The organism is Phycisphaerae bacterium (genome assembly GCA_018003015.1).
GTDB lineage: Bacteria > Planctomycetota > Phycisphaerae > UBA1845 > PWPN01 > JAGNEZ01.
In genome coordinates this window covers 42,390-58,481 of the sequence record JAGNEZ010000030.1, presented here as the reverse complement: position 1 = coordinate 58,481, position 16,092 = coordinate 42,390, and the positions used below count along the sequence as shown (strand labels likewise).

Annotated in this window: 12 protein-coding genes; 2 read left to right on the top strand and 10 right to left on the bottom strand. The window is 64.1% G+C overall.

The features are described from left to right. Nucleotide 1 precedes the first annotated feature (1 nt). From KA354_14230 to KA354_14195, 8 genes are all read right to left on the bottom strand, one after another. Nucleotides 2-1,609 (bottom strand): (2Fe-2S)-binding protein, encoded by a 1,608-nt coding sequence (locus KA354_14230; protein ID MBP7935801.1) that lies wholly within the window; start codon nucleotides 1,607-1,609, stop codon nucleotides 2-4. After that, a complete protein-coding gene (locus KA354_14225) occupies nucleotides 1,610-4,216 on the bottom strand; it encodes an NAD(P)H-dependent oxidoreductase subunit E (protein MBP7935800.1) in 2,607 nt (868 codons plus the stop codon). Between the two features lie 269 nt (nucleotides 4,217-4,485). Continuing rightward, entirely contained in the window at nucleotides 4,486-5,496 is a 1,011-nt protein-coding gene (locus tag KA354_14220; GenBank protein ID MBP7935799.1) for a 4Fe-4S binding protein, read from the bottom strand. Between the two features lie 102 nt (nucleotides 5,497-5,598). Continuing rightward, complete coding sequence (locus KA354_14215) at nucleotides 5,599-6,186, bottom strand: 4Fe-4S binding protein (GenBank protein ID MBP7935798.1); 588 nt, start codon at nucleotides 6,184-6,186, stop codon at nucleotides 5,599-5,601. Beyond that, on the bottom strand, nucleotides 6,183-7,058 hold the full coding sequence (locus KA354_14210; protein MBP7935797.1) for an NHL repeat-containing protein: 876 nt from the start codon (nucleotides 7,056-7,058) through the stop codon (nucleotides 6,183-6,185). Before KA354_14210 ends, KA354_14215 begins: the two co-directional genes overlap by 4 nt. Nucleotides 7,059-7,127: 69 nt before the next feature. After that, nucleotides 7,128-8,213, bottom strand: coding sequence for a PQQ-like beta-propeller repeat protein (locus KA354_14205; protein MBP7935796.1), 1,086 nt, complete (start codon nucleotides 8,211-8,213; stop codon nucleotides 7,128-7,130). A gap of 356 nt (nucleotides 8,214-8,569) precedes the next feature. Then, nucleotides 8,570-9,991 (bottom strand): hypothetical protein, encoded by a 1,422-nt coding sequence (locus KA354_14200; protein ID MBP7935795.1) that lies wholly within the window; start codon nucleotides 9,989-9,991, stop codon nucleotides 8,570-8,572. 31 nt (nucleotides 9,992-10,022) lie between these two features. After that, entirely contained in the window at nucleotides 10,023-11,309 is a 1,287-nt protein-coding gene (locus KA354_14195; GenBank protein MBP7935794.1) for a PQQ-like beta-propeller repeat protein, read from the bottom strand. Nucleotides 11,310-12,065: 756 nt separating this feature from the next. Between KA354_14195 and KA354_14190 the strand changes: the two genes are divergently transcribed. Beyond that, a complete protein-coding gene (locus tag KA354_14190; GenBank protein ID MBP7935793.1) occupies nucleotides 12,066-12,422 on the top strand; it encodes a hypothetical protein in 357 nt (118 codons plus the stop codon). Nucleotides 12,423-12,543: 121 nt separating this feature from the next. Here KA354_14190 and proB read toward each other — a convergent pair whose 3' ends face one another. Then, the gene (gene proB, locus KA354_14185; GenBank protein MBP7935792.1) at nucleotides 12,544-13,683 is read right to left on the bottom strand and encodes a glutamate 5-kinase; all 1,140 of its coding nucleotides are present in this window, start codon (nucleotides 13,681-13,683) and stop codon (nucleotides 12,544-12,546) included. After that, complete coding sequence (locus KA354_14180; protein ID MBP7935791.1) at nucleotides 13,661-14,983, bottom strand: 3-deoxy-D-manno-octulosonic acid transferase; 1,323 nt, start codon at nucleotides 14,981-14,983, stop codon at nucleotides 13,661-13,663. The genes proB and KA354_14180 overlap by 23 nt, the downstream gene beginning before the upstream one ends. An 84-nt stretch (nucleotides 14,984-15,067) precedes the next feature. On the opposite strand from KA354_14180, the gene scpB reads away from it, so the two are divergent. Beyond that, a complete protein-coding gene (gene scpB, locus KA354_14175) occupies nucleotides 15,068-16,018 on the top strand; it encodes an SMC-Scp complex subunit ScpB (GenBank protein MBP7935790.1) in 951 nt (316 codons plus the stop codon). Nucleotides 16,019-16,092: the final 74 nt, after the last annotated feature.

The window sequence follows — 16,092 nt, the reverse complement described above, 5'->3', positions numbered from 1 at the left end:
TTCAGCCGCCACGTGACCGGCAACGGTCGCACGTGCCGTCGGCGCACAACTCCAAGCGAATGGCAAGGGCCCCCGTCGGGCACGCTTCGGCGCATCGGGCGGCGACTCGCTGAAGCGCCTCGGACAACGTCCGGTCGAACGGCGCACCGACCCGAACGTCAAAGCCGCGTCCGATGAACGTCAGCCCCAACGGCTCCCGGACTCGGGTGGCAATGTCAACGCAGAGGCCGCAGAGGATACACTTGCCCGGCTCGAAGACCACGCCACCCTGCTGGACGACCCGCTCCAGCTTCCTCCGCTCGGCTTTGTAGCGGCCGGGATCAGCACCCAGCCGGTCGGCGTACTCGCGCAGCTTGCACCCGTCTTTCTTGCCACAGTCACACTGGAGACACCGCTTGGCTCCAGCCCGGGCTTCATCCAGGGTGAGCCGCCGGCCCGAACCGCCCGGCTCGGATGAGGCGGAGGAACTGACCTGAGTCACGAGGAGCGACAGTTCTGACTCGGTCAGCTTGCCCATCCGAACGTTGACCGCGCGTTCAGTCCCCGACACAGTTCTGCCCGACAGATACTGGTCAATACACAGGGCAGCAGCCTTGCCATCGGCGGCGGAACGGGCAAGGACCTTGCCCGGCCGTATAATATCGCCGGCGGCGAACACGCCCGGCAGACTTGTCTCGTGGGTTGTCAGGTCCACTTTGAGCCGGTCGCACATCGAGGGCAAGCCCAGCGGATCCGCGGTACCATCCGCAATGGAACCGATTGCCACCAGGACTGCGTCGAATCGACCCCGAAGCTCATCCAGCCTCTGCGGCGTTCCGATCGTCGCGTTCATCACCATCGCTGCACCCATGCGGACGATGATGGCGACTTCGGCGCCGAGGAAGTCGCGAGGCGGGCAAGCCGCGTCCAGCGCATCCCGCAAGAGACCGCCGGGCATGCTCCGCCTTTCGAACAGCGTGCAAGCGTGGCCCATGCGGAGCAGATGATAAGCGGCGGTCAAGCCCGCAGCACCCGCCCCGATGATGGCCACCTTCTTGCCGGTCTGCTGGCCGCAAGTGGGCACGTAGGGATCATCTGAGGCCAGGTCCGACTCCGCCACAAACCGCAGAATCGCGTTGATCCCGACAGGGGCGTCGATCAGACCGCGGCGGCAGGCCTTCTCGCCACCATCGGCCGAGATGCTCGTCAAGCTCGCCGGCAGGGCCATCTCTCGCCGAATGGTCGCGATCGCGTCCCTGAGCCGCCCATCGGTCACCTGCCGAAGCATCAACGGGATATCCAGGTGGGCCGGACTGGCCGACTCGCACGGAGCGGCACAATCGCCGAGGTGATGGCTCAGGAGCAGCTCCAGGCTGGTCCGGCGGAGGGCCCGAACCTCGGGCGTCTCACTGTCGATCCGCATGCCGTCCTGCACCACGGTCGCGCACGAGGGCACCGCCCTGCCCGAGGGCTGCAGCTTGACCAGGCACACCATACAGGTCGTCTGAACCGCGCAGCCCTCGAAATGGCACAGCGTCGGAATGTCGATCCCCAACTCGCGGGCTGCGGCCAGAATCGATGTGCCGGGGGACACCTCGATCTCGCGGCCGTCAATCGAGATGCGCGGCATTTACGCGGCCCCCGTTTTCATGGCCACGGCCTTCGGGCGCGGACCGGTCTCGATCACAATGGCATTCTCCGGGCACTTCTGGCGGCACGCATCGCAGCGCGTACAGCGCGAGTCATTGATCTCGTGCCTGCGGTATGGTGCAAACGGAATCGCATCCACCGGGCAGGCCTGGGCGCAAAGAGTGCATCCGATACAGTCGTCGCTCACCGCATACCGGATCAGCGCCTTGCACTTGCCGGCCGGGCAGCGCCCCTCCAGATGAGCCTCATACTCGCGGCGGAAGTAGCGGAGTGTGGTCAGTACCGGATTCGGCGCAGTCTTGCCCAGGCCGCAGAGGCTGCCCGCACACACCATGCGGGCGAGTTCTTCCAGCGAGTCAAGATCGGCTTCAACTCCCTGCCCGGCACACAGCCGATCGAGAATGTCGAGCATTCGCCGGGTGCCAACCCGGCAGAACGTGCACTTGCCGCACGACTGATCCTGGGTGAACGCAAGGAAGTAGCGGGCGATGTCCACCATGCAGTCGGATTCATCCATGACCACGAGCCCGCCCGAACCCATGATCGCCCCGACTTCGCGAAGGGCCTCGTAATCGACAGGCGTATCCGCCAGTTCGGCGGGGATGCACCCGCCGGACGGACCACCGATCTGCACCGCCTTGAACCGCCGACCGTGACGAATGCCCCCGCCGATTTCCTCGACGATCTGCCGGATGGTCACGCCCATCGGCACCTCGATCAGTCCGCCGCGATTAACCTTGCCGGCCAAGGCGAACACCTTGGTACCCTTGCTGGTCGCGGTGCCCATGACCGTGAACTCGTCGGCGCCGTGACGGATGATCCACGGAACGTTCGCGTAGGTTTCAACGTTGCTGACCAGCGTCGGCTTGCCCCACAGACCGCTCTCCGCGGGAAACGGTGGGCGAAGACTGGGCATGCCCCGGCGCCCCTCGATCGAGGCGATCAGGGCCGTCTCCTCGCCGCAAACGAACGCCCCGGCCCCTTCCATGATTCGCAGGTGAAGCCGATGGCCGCCGCCGAGGATGTCGTCGCCGAGAAGGCCCCGCCCCTCGCAGAGGCGGATCGCCTCGCGGATCCGCTGGACAGCCAGGGGATACTCGGCCCGGATATAGAAGTAACCCTGCTCCGCGCCAACCGCGATCGCCGCAATGGCCAGGCCCTCGATGATCCGAAATGGGAACGACTCCATGAGCATCCGGTCCATGAATGCACCGGGATCGCCCTCGTCCCCGTTGCAGATCACGTACTTCTCGCAACCACTGGCGTTGCGGACGGCGTTCCACTTGCGCCCCGTGGGGAAGCCGGCCCCGCCCCGCCCGCGGAGCCCACTGCGCGTAACCTCATCGATGATCTGCGGGACAGTGAGCTCCTTGAGGCAACGCTCCAGAGCCCTGAAGCCGTCGTGCCGCCGGTATTCGTCCAGGTCTGTCGGGTCGATCTGGCCATTGTGCTCAGTCGCGATTCGGACTTGCCGCCCGAGAAAGGCGGCCACCTGGGGGTCGCGCAGACTGATGGCCATCTCCCGTGCCGAACGCGCCGAGCCGTTCCCCCGCCACTGCGAAACCAGCGACGAGGCCAGACGCCGCACCTTGCGGGCCATGCCAGCCGGGCGGAAATGTCGCTCCACGATCGTTCGAACGTCCTCATGCTGAACGTTGGCATACACGGCCGGCTCCCGACCGGGCAGAATCGCCTCGACCAGCGGTGTCCGATGGCACATGCCGACACAACCGACGCGCTTCACACTCACCGTCACACCCGTCTCCGCCAGCTCGCGAGCGAAGGCTTCGTACACCTTGCCGCTCCCCCCTGCCACGCAGCAGGAACCCAGGCCGACTCGAACCTCGCCCCGCGGTTCGCGATCGCGGCCGGAATGCGGCGCGGCGGTGATCATCGCGTGTCTCGAAGGGCGCCTCCCGCCGGGCGACGAGGTCAGGCACTCGTCGAGCCAGCCCAGAGCATCGTCGGAACCCACGTGGCCGTGCACGACATCATCCACCTGAATGACCGGAGCAAGCGTGCAGCAGCCCATGCAGGCCACCGGCTCGATCGTGAAACGCCGAGCCGCATCGGTGTCCTCACCCGGCCTGATGCCGAGGTGCCGGCGGATCTCGTCGCTCACCGCCTGGGCACCGGCCACATGACAGGCGGTCCCGTGGCAAACCTTGACCAGGTGCTCGCCGACCGGGGTCCGGCGGAACTGGGTGTAAAACGAAGCCACGCCCTCAATCTGGGCGGGGGTGATTGCCGTCCGCTCGCACACGAGCTCCAGCGCTTCCCTGGGCAGGTAGCGGTACCGAGCCTGGATGGCCTGCAGCAGCGGGATGGCGGCTTCCGGACCGCGCCCAGTCTTGGCAATCGCCTCATCGATGAAGTCCGGGTCGACCTCGAACCGCCCCTCGCCCTGACAACGGGCCTCGCCACTTTTTTTGCCGCAGGCATCCTCGCCGCCCCCAGACGTGCCCTTCCGCCCGGGGTGTCGCCCGCCAGCACGTTCCAGGGCAATCTGGTCGGCAGTGGGTACCCGCCGCTCCCCAAGCGAGAGGAAGCCCTTGAACGAGAGGAGGAACGCGGCCGCGGCCAGCATGAGCCCGTGACCTGCGATCTGCTTGTGAGCCTCGCGCTCGAGCGACGCGCGGGTCTGCCGATCACGCTCGGCCATGAGGACGGGCATCCGGGACTCGTCGGTCTTGACGGCCTTCTCCAAAACCGCGAGCGTCTGCTTGTCCACCGGGGCTGTCCGCACCGTCGCCACATACCCGCCGACAAGCACGGCAATCGCGGTCACGGCGGCCAGACCGGCCAGCATGCTGACCACCAAAAGCAGGCCACGTCTCACGCGAAGAGGCATGGGTCTCATGTCGCGGCGTCCCCCTCTCCGGTCATGGCCACAGGCAGCGCGAGCTTCGCACCAACCTCGACGCTCGATTCGTCAGCGGACCGCGGATTGCCCACCGGGCAGGCCCGGTAGCATCGCCCGCAGGACAGGCAGGACGCTCGGACAGCCCGCATCTTCTCGATCGCGCCGAACGGGCAGGAGCCAACGCACAGACCGCAGTCCAGTTCCCTGTCTGGCGTGATGGTCACACCCCGCCACGAGAACCGTGAGAGAACTGCCAGGATCGCCCCATAGGGGCACAGGTATCGGCAGTACGGCCGGGCAATGAACATGCCCACCAGCAACAGAATGCCACCGATGATCAGCATGTGCCCCGGGCCGGTAAGACGGAAGAAGCCGACGAACGGATCGAACCGACAGATGACGAAATCCCGACTCTCGGCCGGGCGAATTGCCAGCCACACGGCCACAAGCAGATACAGGTACTTGATGGCCCCCAGGACCCTGTCCAACCGCCGGGGGACCTCCACCGGCCGGATCACGACCAGATCCGCGATCGCTCCCAGCGGACAGACCCCGCCGCAAAACACGCGTCCGAACAGCAGCGCCGCGACCAGTGGCAGAAAGAAGAAGATCACCACCACCAGGGGAACCGCGTAGCTGTGATCCACCAGCGCGACAGCCACATTCTGGATCGCCCCGATCGGGCACACACACCCGTCGCGATAGAAACCAAAGTATGCCAGCGATCCGATGGCCAGAACCACCAGTCCGCGACGGCTTCGACGACGCAGGGCCAGCCAAGCGGACGCGGCCAGGGCCACGCTCAGCATCGCCACATCGACCGCCCCCCACCACGCTGGCCTGGACACCGACCGCTGGACGACGGGGATGACGTAGGCATCCCCAATGTCCTCAGGCTTGGGAGCGGCGTTCACCGGGCGATGGTATTCCAGGGGCGCCGCGTGGAGCATCGATGTGACCGTGAGCACGACCACCATCAGGCCGCAGAACGTGAGGCCTGTCACCAGCCATGACGCACCCCTCGGCCCAGGTCTCCGCGTCGTTCTGTCACCGGGTCTGTCAGTCATCGTGACTCGAAGGGGGATACGACCCAAGGTAAGAACACATCACGTGGTCCGGATCTCACGCTGGGCGAAGGCCTCCTCAGGACAGGCCATGGCGATCGAGCAGCGGTTACAGTTCAGGCAGAGATCATGCCGAACTTCAAGGCGAATCGAACCCAAACCAGCCGGCTCCTTGCAGGCCAGCACGCACTTGCCGCACCCGTTGCATTTCGCCTCATCGATGACATACTCGTAGAAGTTGTTCAGCGGATCGCTGGGGTCGACCAGACCGATGGGCTTTCGCTCGATCGCATCCCGGGGACAGAGCTTGCCCGTGGGCAAGCCATCGGATCCAACCTCGCTGGTCACATCAAAGTAGGCCGGGCAGATGCAGCATCGCCCGCACCGCGAAAACTCGTTCACCGCCCGCACGGCCGATAGGGCCAGCACGCATGTGGTTGCACACTTGTCGCAGGCTTCGATGCCGGTGGCCCCGAGCCGGATATTGATGCACCGCTCAGGGTCAATCTGCCAGAGCCCCTCTGCGGCCGCACGACGGCCAAGATAGACGCCCGTCCCACCGATCGCGACCAGCCCGACCCCCCGTGCGCAGTGACCCAACAGTTCACGTCTTGTAGGTCTGTCACTCATCGTCCAACGGATTCCCGCGTCGTCGCCGGCCGGTTGCCCGCCGGTGCAGCCCCTTCCGGCTCAAACATGACCACCCGCAACCGTGGCGTGTCCGCCACGTAAATCCTCCGGCTCGAGTCCACCACCACATCGTTGTTCTTGCCGTTGGGATCGAAGCCCTCGGGCCCGACCCAAGCCTGCAATTCACCTCGGCCATTATACACTTTCATCCGCGGCGGCGCCTTCTCGGTCACAATGACATCGCCCTGCGGCGACAGCGCCAGGTTGGTAGGATTGCAGCAACCCGGGAAATCCTCCGGCTTCGCCATCCCGAATCGACCGAAATGTCCCAGCAGCAGGCCATCCCGCGCGTAGCGCTCAACCCGGTGTTTGCCCGGATGACAGGCATGAATCACACCGCTTGCGTCAATCGCGAAGTCGAGATGGCCGTTGGGCAGGATGAAGCCGCGAGTGTTGTTTTTCTTGCCAATGTCATTCTGCCACACGCCCCCGCTCGTGTAGCAGCGAATGCAGCGGTCGGCGCAGTCGGCCACCAGAACGGAGTGGTCGATAAACCCAATCGACGTCACCAGCCCCAGACGCGCCGCGTCCTTCCAGGTGTCGATCCTCTTTCCGCTCGAGTCGAACTTCTCGATCTGTCCCACCTGCCCAACCCATACCGTCCCGTCCGATTGGACCGCCACGCAATAGCCGAGCTTCTCAGTCTTCCATTGTCGCAGCAGACGTCCGGCCGGGTCAAAGACCTTCACCTGCCCATCGGCCGCGACATGGAGCTCATCCTTCGGTCCGACGGCCAGACCACTCAGGAGCGTCTCGAACTGGTCCGGTCCCGGACCGCGACCGCCGATGATCCGAACCTGCCGGTAGGTCATGCTGCTCCTCGAACACAAGCCGTCGAAGCGGAGCCGCGCCAAATGGCGATCAACGCCATCCCGCCGGTCTCACTTCGACCCCTTCACGTCAATGCACACCATTTTAGCCATGTCTCTGAGCACCAGCTTGCCGTCGGACAGGGCCATCGGCGCCCAGACATCATGCCCACTGAGCACCTGGATCTTGGCCAGTTCCCTGTATTCCTTGGTATTGGCCTCCAGCACACGGAGCATGCCGGTGTCGCCTTCAAGGACGAAGAACATGCCGTCCGCCAGCAGATAGCCGCCCAGCCCGAAGCTCGCTTTGGCCTCGCTGGTCCAAACCTGCTTGCCATCCATGTCAAGGCAGGTAAACAGGCCTCGCTGCTTCTTGCCAACCGCAAATATGTGGTTCTGGAAGAGAATCGGCGTGTGAACCTCGGAGTTCCAGTCATTGGCGGCCATCTTGAAAAGCTGCTCGACGGCGAACTTGTCACCATCCCTCTTGACCTGGATCATCGCCCCGTCAGCCTCGTAGCAGCTGGTCAGGAAGATCTTCCCATCGCCGACATGAAGCGCCGAGGTGGGCACCGCGATGTTGAACTTCCACGGGAAGAACCAGAGTCGCCTGCCATCTTGGGCGGAAATGCCGAAACACCCCCCCAGGGTCATGTACAGGTACTGCTTCACACCCTCGATCTCGGCGGGCATGACCGAGGAATGTGACATCGGGATCTTGTCGGGATTGGGCGTCTCCCAGATCACCTTGCCCGAGGCCTTCTCCAGGGCCACCAACAACGCAGTTCCACCGGTGGCGATGATCACCCGATCGCCGTCCAGCAACGGGCACTGGCCGTTGTACCACGCGGGAATGGTGGCCTTGTATTCCTGGACCAGTTCCTTACGCCATATCTCCTTTCCGGCCTCCGCATCGAGACAGTGAAACACGCACTTGGGATCGAACGAGAAGACATGCTTGTCGTCCGCCGCCGGCACGGTACGGGTGATACCGTGGTTCGCGCGGATGAGTTTGGCTTCCTTGTGACGCCAGATCTCTGTGCCAGTCTTGAAGTCCAGGCAGCGGGCCAGCCACTCCTTGCTCTTCTCGTCGTAATCGTTGAAGAACACCCGCTCGCCGACGATGGCGGGACCCGCATAGCCCTGACACACGTCCACGCTCCAGAGCACCTTCGGCCCGCCCTCGGGCCACTGACGAAGAAGGCCGGTCTCCGTCGATATGCCGTCCCGTGCCGGCCCGCGGAACTGGGGCCAGTCTCCTGCCGAAGTCGAGCCGGCAATCCAGACCATCATCCATACCGATATCAGGCTGAGAGTGATAACTCGCACAGCTCCAAGGATCTCCCCGAACAACCGCGACGCGGTCTCGTATCAGCTCCAATCCAAGCCAGGGGATTGTAGCACCGGCCGGCCACCGGCTCCAGGCGGCTTCTCCGGATTCACGGAGACTCCCGGCACATCCCCTTGACCGAGGATGGGCATGATCGCCTGGTTCCAACATCCCGACGGGCGTGTTACTTGAGGTCGAAGCTGTAGAGCGTCGCCTCTTTGAGCTCAAAGTCGACATGCACGGGCTTGTCCCCGGGAAGCCGAGCCCTGCTCTTCCACACAACCGGGTGGTCAACTCGATCGCCCCGGATCGGAAGGCAATCGTCCCAGTCGAAGCCAGCGAGCGGCCGGCCGGCCTGGTCAAGGACACGAACCTTCAATTCGCCGGAATCGGCCTTCACTCGGGCGTTGACGGTCATCTCCGACGATTGCAGCGCCGCGGCTCGGGTGCGCAGCCGACCCGCTTTCTCCCCAGCGGTGAAGCCGACGTACCGGTCACGAGGCATTTGCGCGAAGCCGATTTGACGCTCGGTGAACCGCTCCGCCTTGTGGCCCCACCGGTAGCCGCCATAGTAGACGTATGTGAAATCACCCACGATGATCTGATCGTCACCCCAAGCCATGGCCCGGTCCCACGTGCCGGGCTGTGGATTGCGATCGAGAAACGGCTCAGTCTCCCGCTTCCAGTGCTCACCGTCACGGCTCCACGCCAGGACCGTATAGCCCAAACCGGCAAAGGGACGTTGCGGATCGTGAAGTTCGGCGGCCTTCTTGCCAGGTTCGCAATTCAAGTCATCGCGCAGCACCTTGACCATGCCGACCAACAAATCACCGCGAGCCACAACCGCGCTCATCCCGTAGAACTGAGTCTCCCCCTTCTCGATGGCCGCTTTCGCATCCGGTGCCACGATCTGCCACGGCGGCCGCCGCCAGTTCACCAGGTCGGTGCTGACGCTCTGATGCGGCATCCGGAGCCCTTTGAATGGACCGCCGTCCGGCTGGATCGACAGGAGGGCCATGTAGCGGCCACGGACCGGATCCCAGTCGATGGCGGTGATGTCGTGGTTCGTGGGCAGAACCACACCTTCAGCTAGGGGCGCCCAGGCAATACCGTCCGGCGACGCCGCAACCCGCAAACCGCCGCCTTTCCACCACGCGAGCTTGAAGCGGCGGGACGGATCCGAGCAGCGCAAGCCTTCATCGATGACACTTACGCCAAACTGGATCGGCGGAGTCTTCAGGATTCGATGCGGCCTGATCCAGTGAATTCCATCCTCAGACTCGATGTACGCCAAACTCGATTCGATGGCGTTTCCGGGGCTGGCGGGCACGTTGTACCACATCCGGAACCGCTTCGTCTGGGGATCCCGAACCACCGTCACCCAAGGCTGAAAGCAGCCATCCTCGAAACTGGTCACCACAGGATCAGGCAATCGCGACGGATGCTGAACCTCACGTCGCAAGCCCTTTTCCTCGGCGATCAACGTCTCGTCCAGCAGGAGATGAGGCCCCCGGCTCCAGACCACCGGAGAATCCTCGGCTCGAGTCGGAGCAGAACCGGCCGCGAACACCACGACCAGAAGAGCGAGACCAGCTTGTGTATTCATCTGCGGATCCCACCATGACCTACGCGTCAGGTCACTTCGCCTTGATATCGTAACAGAGCAGAGTGCCCTCATGCCGGATGTAAAGCTTGCCGTCCGCCACGACCGGATGAGGCCAGCTCGGGCCGCCGCGGGTCGGAATCTTGAACGTGCCTGCAACCCTCAGCTCCCTGGGATTGGCCTCGATCAGAGCCATGAGGCCATCCTCGTAACGAAAGTAGAGATGGCCGTCAGCGTAGGTGATCGCGGCAGACCGCCGTCCGATGCCCTTGGCCTGCCACATGATCTTGCCGGTCTTGAAATCGATGCAGGTGGGCGAGCCGTTGTTGCGCCCGTGGCCGCCGTAGACGAATCCCTTCACCAGTATGACGCCCCCGTGATGATTCTCGAACTTGTCCGGGCCGAGGTAGTATACCTCGGTCGCCTGGACTCCTTTGTTCGGAGCTCTACTCAGCTTCAACAGACCGCTGCCGTTCTCGTAGCTGGCGGTGGCGAAGACGAAGTCCCCATCCACAATGCAGGTCGGCACGTTGGCCACGTCGCTGGCGATGCGGTTATAGCACCACAGGAACCGCCCGTCATCGGCCGCAACACTGACCGCCCCACGACCCATGAGCTGCACGTATTGCCGGACGCCGGCCCCCTGGGAAACGACCAGCGAAGAGTAGCCCGCCCCGTCGTTGCCCTTGGGACCCAGCGACGGCAACTTGCTCGTCCAGATGGTCTCGCCGGTCTTCTTGTCCAGGGCCGCGATCGCGGCATCGTCACCGCCGGGCGTGCACACCAGCTTGTCACCATCCACCAGCGGCGACTCGCTGTAGCCCCACCCCGACATCATCTTCCCGCCGAAGTCCTTCTTCAGGCTTTTGCGCCAGATCTCCTTGCCATCGACCATCGCCAAGCAGACCAAATCCCCATGAGCACCGAGCGCGTAAACCCGCTCGCCGTCCACCGTCGGCGTGCCTCTCGGCCCGCCGTCGCCCCATGGCTCTCCCACGCGTGCCGTCCAGACTGGCTCGCGCGTGGCAAGATCGAGGGCAATGACGAGTTGGTCCTTGCCCTTGTCGCCCATGGTGAAGATCCTGTTTCCGACGATCGACACGCTCGAGTAACCCATGCCCAGCCCCTCCGCCTTCCACGCCAGCGGCGGGCCCTCCTCTGGCCATTTCCTGAGCAGCCGGGTCTCGATCGACCTGCCATCCCGTAACGGTCCTCGCCATTGCGGCCAGTCCCTGACGACTTTGGCCGCGTCCGCGGCAGATACGAGGGACACAAGGGCGAGGACTCCGAAAACCAAGGCGATCGCAAACAAAGGCCTCATGCTGTGTTCTCCATCGAACTGCGAAGATACCCCATCGAATGGCCGACGGCCATCCCTGCCCGTCACACAGAACAATAGGGGAACCCGCGTCCCGTTTCCAGCCGGTTGTAGGAACGACACAGGAATCCTGGAGTGTCGCCGGCTTGAGCCGCCCTCAATGGCAACCGCTATGACCGGATGCGAGGAAACCGCTCGTCGAGCCAAGGAAAGACCGGTGCAACGATGGGGAAAACGAGTGAGCCCGGGCGACCCGTTCCCGCAGAGGGCTTGATGCCGCATAACATGACGCCCCACTCGGTGAATTGTGACAGCGTCACTGTGAAGACGGGTGGCACGGCGGGTGACATCGGTCGCCTGCCCGAATCCGCCGGGAGCCAGACAAGCGGCCACCAGCACCTGACGCTCCAAAGCCGTCAACTCGCTCGCACCCGGTCCGGACCCGCCTCCCGGGCTTGGGCAACCTTGCCCCAAGACAAACCGAACGACTGACACAAATCCTGACAAAACAAGGACTTGTCTTGATTGCAGAGGAGGTTTCCGGTCTGTGGGGCCAGGTCCTTTGAAGCCGAACTCGCGCCGTCAGGGTCATCGGTCAACGAGCCCGGGGGCATGAACGATGCGACCTCGGCGTTTCCAGCCAACTTGGTGCCTGTGGTCGTGTCTATTGGGGTGTAGACTTCGCTTTCCTGTGCTGTCTCCGCCGGCAAGCCTTGCGACGCCCGGACGAGATTGACCGGACCGCGGAAAGGAATGGCTATGAGTCCCCGAACCATGCAGACGGCGTGCGATCGTGCGATGACCTTCGCCTTTCCAGTTCTCACTTTGACTGCTCTGGCCGCCCTCAACATGGGAGGATGCGACTTCGAGGGCAGCTTCATTCCTGTCGTGCCGATCTACGGCGACTACGAATACGACGACGAGTACTACTACGATGAGGTGTGGTTCGACGGCTACTACGACTCGGGCTACGACGACGCGTGGTACTACTACGATGACTATTACTACGATGACTACTACTACGACGACTATTACTACTATGACGACTACTACTATGAGGACGCCTACTACGACGATTACTGCTACGACGGCTACTGCTATGACGAAGGTTGGTAGTTCAGGTTCTGCCGCGTGAGCCGTTCAGCGTTTCCATCGGTGGATTTCGACGCCTTGGTTTCTTGAGAACCCGGTGCCGCACCTCCCGGCTTCCGGCATTCCGCGTCTTGGCCTCCCGCCCCTACTGTTCCCCCTTCGCCCCGATGAGGACGAGATGATCCCGATGCACGGCCTCGTCGAAGGTCTTGTGGCCCAAGATGGCCGCGATCTCCGAGGACTTCCGGCCCTTGACCTTGTCGAGCTCCTGGCTGCTGAAGTTGCTCTTGCCGCGGGCGATGGTCTCGCCCTGAGCGTTCACCAGGGCAATGATCGCCCCGCGGTCAAACGCACCGGTTACCCGGGTAATGCCGCGCGGGAGAAGACTCTTGCCGTTGCGGACGACCGCCAAGACGGCTCCGTCATCAAGCACGACCTTGCCCGCCGGCCGAACCGCGTTGCGGATCCAGCGGTGCCGAGCAGAGATCTTGCGTTTCGCGGGCGCGAAGATCGTCCCCAGCCGCTCGCCGTCCAGCAATCGCACAAGCACGTCACGCTCGCGACCGCTTGCCACCACGACGGCTTCTCCGGCCTCGGTCACCATCCGTGCGGCCGTGAGCTTCCCGCCCATGCCTCCGCTGCCTAGCTTGGAACGATCGGTACGAACGAGCCCCAAGGCCCCTTCGTCCACACGAGGCACGAGATCCACACGTTGCCCTTCCGCATCCAGAAGGCCGTCAACTACGCTCAGAATCACCAGCAGGTCAGCCCGGAGCAGGTTGGTGAGCAACGCGGCGATGGTGTCATTGTCGGCGAAGCGATCGAGCTCATCCACCGCCACGGTGTCGTTCTCATTGATGATCGGGATGGCCCGCAGATGCTGCAGCGCCTCGATCGTATTCCGAATGTGGACATACCTGGCTCGATCCTCGAAGTCGGCCCGGGTCAGGAGAAGCTGACCGGCGTGCAGGCCGCACCGCTCGAGAACCTTGGCGTAGAAGCCCATCAGGGTCGGCTGCCCGACGGCCGCGGCAGCCTGCAGGGCGGGCAGGGTCCGCGGGCGACTGGCCAGGCCCACAACCCCCATCCCCGCCCCCACCGCCCCACTGGTCACCAGAGTGACGGCGATGCCCCGACCCTGGATCTGAGCCAGCTGCCGCCCCAGGCGGGCAATCAGCGGCTTGTCCAGCTGACCGGTGTTGCCGGTCAGCACCCCGGTCCCTACCTTAACCACCAGGCTGCGAACGTTCTTCATCAGCTGCTTACGCAGTGTGCTGCTTGGCATGCGGCATCCTCTCCATCAGGGCATTCAACGTCCGGTCAATCGCTCCGCGATTGCGCTTGACCACCTCGCGGCCAGCGGCACCCAGAGCCTTCGCGGCCTCAGGATCCGCGAACAAGGCATCGATCACGCCCGCTAGTTCCAGGGCCGGTTCACCGACTTCCAGATCGGAACGCAGCACCCGCACGCCTCCGCCAGCCTGGAACTGCCGCATCGTGTCCGCGAAATTCTCGGTGTGCGGCCCCACCACAACCGGCCGAGCCAGGGCCGCCACCTCCATCATGTCCGACCCGCCCATCTTGGCCAGCGTCCGCCCGACAAAGACGACATCCGCGATACTGTAGAACTTGCGGAGCTCGCCCATGGTGTCGCCCAGAAACACGGCTCCCTCGCCGGCCGAACGAGTGGTTCCGTCCGGCGATTCGCTCCTGCGAACGCAAGTAAAGCCCTTCTTGACAATCAGGTCCGCCACTTCGTCGAAGCGCTCCGGCTTACGCGGCACGAGGATCACCTGAAGCCCCGGATGAGCGGCCCAGAGTCGCTCCAGCGCCGCCAGAACAACCTCTTCCTCGCCGGGCCCCGTACTGCCGCAGACCCAGATCGGCCGGCCACGGTCCAGCCCCAGGGCCGCGGCCGCGACCTCACTGCCCGCGATGGTGTCCGCCAGGTCGGCCGTGTCCCACTTCATCGAGGAGGTCACCGCCACGCGATCGCTGGGCACACCCATGCGGCGAAATCGAGCAGCATAAACCTCATCCTGGGCCCCCACCCAGGCCAGCGATCCGAACATCTGCCGAACGACCGGCCCGACCCACGCGAAACGCCGGCAGCTCCGCTCGCTCAACCGCCCATTCACCACGCAGACCGGAATCCCCCGACCGGCGGCCAACGTCGCAAACTGGTACCATACCTCCAGCTCCACGAGCACCACCAGACTCGGCTTGACGCGGTCCAACGCCCGGCTCACACACCAACTCAGGTCCAGCGGATAACGAATCACCAGCAGGTCAGGGAACAGCTGCCGAGCCCGGGCAACCCCCGTGTCCGTGGTCGTCGAGAGAATGATCTCCGTTTCCGGACTTCGTGCCTGCCATGACTGGACCAGACCGCGAACCGCGTTCACCTCCCCCACCGAAACGGCATGGATCCAGACCCTGGTCCTGCCCGCCGGCAGATCGGGAAGATGCCCGCGCCTCTGATCCCAGTCGCAGCGGTACTTCCCGGTTGCATACGCCCGGTAGACCACCAGCGGAGCCAGGGCCACCGCCGCACACAGGTAAATCGCATCTACCAGCCAACGCATGGCGCGTATCATAGCCTCATGGACGATCCTCCCACAACTCGGTATACTATGCCACCTGCTCTGACCAGTTGTACCAGGATTGCCATGAGCAAGAAGAAGCAGAAGAACAGAGCCGGCCAGGCCGAACCGCTTGAACCGGAGAGCCCTGCAACACGGCCCCGGGCACACAACACCGGCGCCAGCCTCGGCGCAACCACGGGCGACACAGCCACAGCCAACCGCGAAGTCGGCCTGTCGATCGTCGACGGCGCGGGCGACGCCGACCTTGGCGCGACAGGTGGCGAGGGAGAAGCCGCGGCACTCAATCTCGCTGCCGCCGAGGCCAATGCCGAGCTGGAAGACATCGACGCCCCATTAGCGGAGACCGGCACTGCACTGCCGGGAGAGCTCCCCAATGAAGCGGCTGACGCCCCCGCCCCCGTCGAGCCGCTTCGCCTTACCGTGCCCGACGATCAACCACTCGATGACGAGAACCTCACCGAAGCCCCGCCGGACTTCGGCGCCGGTCTCGGCGAGCTGAGCACCGAACGCGTAATCGAGGCCATCCTGTTCACGTCCGATGCACCGCTGACCCTGGCCAAGATCGTATCCATCATCGGCACCGGTTCGGCCCGCGAGGTCCGCAAGATCATCCAAGAGCTCAACAAGGAGTATGACAAGACGGGCAACTCCTTCCGCATCGAGGAGATCGCCGGCGGCTTCCAGATGCTGACCATTCCGGTATACAACACCTGGCTCCGGCGACTGCGGCAGAGCCGCCAGGACTCCAAGCTGTCTCCCGCGGCCATGGAGACGCTGGCCGTCGTCGCCTACAAGCAGCCGGTCGTCCGAGCAGAGGTCGAGTCCATCCGTGGCGTGTCGGCAGGTGAAACGCTGAACCGGCTGCGTGAACTGGGATTGGTGAAGATCGTCGGCCGGGCCGAGGACGTGGGCCGCCCTATGCTCTATGGCACGACCAAACACTTCCTCGAGGTCTTCGGCCTCTCCAGCCTGGAGGACCTCCCGGCCGTCGAGGAGCTGCAAGCCCCAAAGTGAGACACCAGACCGGTTGCGTGACCACCCGCCTCCAGTCCCTGCAACCCGGCCCGCGCCATCTCGTTTGATTTTCT